The organism is Acidovorax delafieldii 2AN (genome assembly GCF_000175235.1).
In the GTDB taxonomy this organism is placed as follows: Bacteria; Pseudomonadota; Gammaproteobacteria; order Burkholderiales; family Burkholderiaceae_C; genus Acidovorax; species Acidovorax delafieldii_B.
The window spans coordinates 1-3,645 of the sequence record NZ_ACQT01000309.1 but is presented as its reverse complement, the minus strand read 5'-3'; the positions used below and the strand labels follow the sequence as shown (position 1 = coordinate 3,645).

The window sequence follows — 3,645 nt, the reverse complement described above, 5'->3', positions numbered from 1 at the left end:
AGCGCCGGCCGGGCGGCTCACTGCGCGGGCAGCGCCTGTGCACACGCGTGGGCGCTGGCCCACGCCCACTGGAAGTTGTAGCCGCCCAGCCAGCCGGTGATGTCCACCACCTCGCCGATGAAGTACAGGCCCGGCTGCGCCTTGCATTCCATGGTCTGTTGCGACAGGGCGCGCGTGTCCACGCCGCCCAGCGTGACCTCGGCCTTTTTGTAGCCTTCGGTCCCCGTGGGCGTGAGTTCCCAGCGCGCCAGCCCTTCGGCCAGGCGCGCCAGGGCCTTGTCGGACGCCTCGTTGATGGGGCGCTGCCAGTCGGGGTTGGCGGGGCTCTGGCCCACCCAGGCATCGGCCAGGCGGCTAGGCACGAGCATGGCCAGTTCGTTGGCGACGAGTTTCTTCGAGCGCGCCTTGGCCCGCGCCAGGGCCTCGCCCAGTTCCACCGCCGGTGCCAGGTTGATCGCCAGCGGGGCGCCGCCTTGCCAGTAGCTTGAAATCTGCAGCACGGCGGGGCCTGACAAACCCCGGTGGGTGAACAGCAGGTCTTCGTGAAAGGACATGCGCTCTTTTTTGGCCCCCGTGCTGATCTCCACCGGCAGCGCCAGGCCCGCCAGCTGGGCGTAGGGCGCCCACGCGTCACCGTCGAACGTGAGCGGCACGAGGCCTGGCCGGCGCTCGACGAGTGGCACGGCGAACTGCTGCGCGATGCGGTAGCCGAAATCGGTTGCGCCGATCTTGGGGATCGACAGCCCCCCCGTGGCAATCACCAGCGAGCGTGCCTGCACCGGCCCCCGGTCGGTATCAATTTGATAGCTATCGCCGCCCGAGGCGCTTGCGCTAGAGGGTGAAAAGGCTATTTTTCTGACGCCGCAGGGCTGCCAGCGCGTCACGCCGCCCGCCGTGCACTCGGCCAGCAGCATGGCAATGATGTCTTCGGCCGAGCGGTCGGCAAACAGCTGGCCCTTGTGCTTTTCATGGAACGCAATGCCATGCTTGCGCACCAGGGCGATGAAGTCCTGCGGCGTGTAGCGCGACAGTGCCGAGCGGCAGAACTGCGGGTTCTGCCCCACGAAGTGCTTGTGGGGTGCGCGCGGGTCGATGTCCTGGTTGGTGAAGTTGCAGCGCCCGCCGCCCGAGATGCGGATCTTCTCGGCCACCTGCTCGGCATGGTCGATGAGCAGCACCTTAAGGCCCCGCTGGCCCGCTTGGCCGGCGCAGAACAGCCCGGCCGCACCGGCCCCGATGATGATGGCGTCAAAGAAAGGAATCGTCGGCACGTGGTTGGGAAGGGGTTGGCAAAGGGTGCTGATTGTGCCGTCACGGCCGGTCGCTCGCCGTCCTGCATTGGCGGAGTGAGTCGCTCATGCAAAGCGCGCGGAGCCTGCCGGGGCCACCCCGCGGGCTGTCGCGCAAGGGCCACCGGCGTGCGGCCCCCTTTTTTCTGATCGGCCGGCAAAGCGAGCGAAGGCGCATGGCGTCCAGGCGGTGCTCAGAAAGCGGCGCGCAGGGTCAGACTCACGTTGCGCGGATCGCCGTAGTTCTGGTAGTCGAGGTTGGCCCAGTACTTCTTGCTGGTCAGGTTGTTGATGGCCAGGGTGGCACTGAGCTTGGGGCTGAAGGCCCAGGTGGCGCGCAGGTTCAGCAGCGCCAGGGGCGACTGCGTGACCGTGGTCGTGCCCAGCGTGGGGTGCGGGATGTTGAAGCCCTCCACCTTGCTTTGCCATTGCAGGTCGCCGCCCACCGACAGCGGGGCGAGCGCGCCCCTGAACTGGTAGTCGGTGCCCAGCTTGAGCTGGTACTCGGGCAGGTTGGCGTAGATGAGGTCGGAGGCATTGCGGGTGACCCGGGCCTTGGTGAAGCCTGCGTTCACGCGCCAGCCCGGCTGGATGCGCCCCGACAGGTCGATCTCGAAGCCCTGCGAGCGCGTTCCGTCGACGGCGACATAGGCCGAGCTGCCATCGGGCAGGCTGCCGCTGGGCTGGCTGCTGTCGCGCACGCCATAGTGGTTCTGCAGCGTTCTGAACACGGCCAGTGAAGCCTGCAGGCGGCGCTCGAACAGGTCGGCCTTGATGCCTGCCTCGGCGTTGCTGCCGACCACGGGCGACAGCGGCACGTTGTTCTTGTCGCGGTAGTTTTGCGGGTTGAAGATGCGCGTGTAGCTGGCATAGGCCGACACGGTGGGGCTGAGGTCGTACACCACGCCCAGGTAGGGGGTGACTTTTCGGGTTTCGTCCTGGATGGCCGAGGTGCCGGTGTAGGCGCCCGTAGTGCCGTAGGCATCGGTCTGGCGGTGCCAGTCGGTGACGCGCAGCCCCGTCAGCAGCGACAGCGGATCGGTCAGGCGCCAGCGGGCCGACGCATAGACGCCCGCCTGGCGGGTGGTCTGGTTGCGCCAGGCGCCGGTGCGCGAGTAGGCGGGCATGGGCGCGTTGCCGTCCCAGGTGTAGATATCGGGAATGGTGTAGCTCCAGGCGGTCAGCGAGTTGTACACGTCGGTGACCGATTCGGTGCGCGATGAACTCAAGCCCACCACCAGGTCGTGCTTGCGGCCGCCCAGCGTGAACTTGCCTGAGACGTAGGCGTCCAGCGAGTCCTGCGCTTCGCTGCCACCACCCACCCCGGCATACAGCGTGGCGCCGCTGCCCGTGGCGCGGTCGATGAAGGGCGCCTTGGCCGTGGTGGCGCCATAGCCGTAGGTGACCAGGCGGAAGGTGTCGCCTTCGGTGCGGGCCAGGCTGGCCTTGGCGTGCCAGTCGTCATTGATCTGGTGTTCCACCGCCGCGTAGGCGGTGGACGAGGTGCGCTCCCAGCGTGTCCAGGCGGGCGAAAAGCTGGTGGACACCGGCAGGTCGATGCGGCTGCCGTCGGTGGCGAAGTGGGGCACGGTGCCCCAGATGGGCGCGGTCGGCTCGTTGGACTGGCGCTGAAAGCCCAGCGAAACGACGGTGGAACCACCCACGTCGGCCTCTACAGCGGCCAGCACGGCCGTCTTGTCTTCGGCGTAGCGGTCGCGGAAGCTCTCCTTTATCTGCGGGGCAAGCACCAGGCGGCTGCGCACGCTGCCATCGGCGGTGAGCGGCACGTTCATGTCCAGCTCGCCCCGGTAGAGGCCCCATGAGCCCGCCGTCACGGCCACCGTTGCGGCGAATTCCCGCTGCGGGCGCTTGCGCACCATGTTGATGGTGGCAGACGGCACCCCCACGCCGGTCAGGATGCCGTTGGCGCCGCGCACCACCTCCACGCGTTCGTACAGGGCCGTGTCGTACTCCTGGTTGGTGGAGCCGCTGTAGGTGGGGATGCCGTCGACCTGGAAATCCGTGATCTGGAAGCCGCGCGAAAAATACAGCGGCCGCTGGGTGTCGTAAAAGCTCACGGCAATGCCCGTCACATTGCGCAGCACGGCATCGACGCTGGTGAGCGACTGGCGCTCGATCTGCTCGCGGGCCACGGTGCTGAGCGACTGGGGTGTTTCCCTGGCCGACAGCGGCAAATGGGTGGAAGCGCTTTCGCGGGCGCCGGAGACCGTGACGCTGTCCAGCGCCCGCGGCGCCACCACGTCAGGCTGCGACGGGTCAGCAGCCGATGGTGGTGCTTCGGACGGGCTGGCGGGCAGTGGGCGAAGGGGGGACGGCCGGCGCCGTTTCGGGCGCC

At 68.1% G+C, this 3,645-nt stretch carries 2 protein-coding genes; both read right to left on the bottom strand.

The window, feature by feature from the left end; translation table 11 throughout:
- Positions 1–17 precede the first annotated feature (17 nt).
- Positions 18–1,271 carry an NAD(P)/FAD-dependent oxidoreductase gene (locus ACDELDRAFT_RS20160; protein ID WP_005799916.1) on the bottom strand — a complete coding sequence of 418 codons (1,254 nt, stop codon included), beginning with the start codon at positions 1,269–1,271 and terminating at the stop codon, positions 18–20.
- A 212-nt stretch (positions 1,272–1,483) separates the two neighbouring features.
- On the bottom strand, positions 1,484–3,645 hold a 2,162-nt coding region (locus ACDELDRAFT_RS20155), incomplete at its 5' end, for a TonB-dependent siderophore receptor (protein ID WP_050784213.1).